Raw genomic sequence first — 316 nt, 5'->3', positions numbered from 1 at the left:
GGCAAGCGCCTGAAATGGCCGGCCGAAGACCTCAAGGGGGTGTGGCTGGAGCGAGACATCGGCCCCGGCAACATACTGCTGCTGGAGGTCACCTGCTGTGATGTCACCGCCGTGTTCAGCAGCGTCGGGCAGACCAGCGTGCGCGCCGAACAGGTGGCCGACCAGGCCATCGAACAGGCGCGCACCTGGCTCGGCAGCGGCGCCGCCGTCGAGGAACACCTGGCCGACCAGTTGTTGCTGCCACTGGCCATGGCAGGTGCCGGCAGTTTCACCACGCCACACGTCAGCGAACACCTGAGCAGCAACATCGAGGTCA

General features: G+C 66.5%; 1 protein-coding gene. It reads left to right on the top strand.

Annotated elements, in window-relative coordinates; genetic code table 11:
• Positions 1-316, top strand: a 316-nt coding sequence (locus J0A65_RS26845; RefSeq protein ID WP_206597213.1) for an RNA 3'-terminal phosphate cyclase, incomplete at both ends; no start/stop codon positions are given.

Origin of the sequence: Bowmanella yangjiangensis (assembly GCF_017255015.1) — a bacterium.
Classification (GTDB): Bacteria; Pseudomonadota; Gammaproteobacteria; order Enterobacterales; family Alteromonadaceae; genus Bowmanella; species Bowmanella yangjiangensis.
Note: the sequence above shows the minus strand (reverse complement) of the source record. Positions and strands in the feature narration are given on the sequence as shown.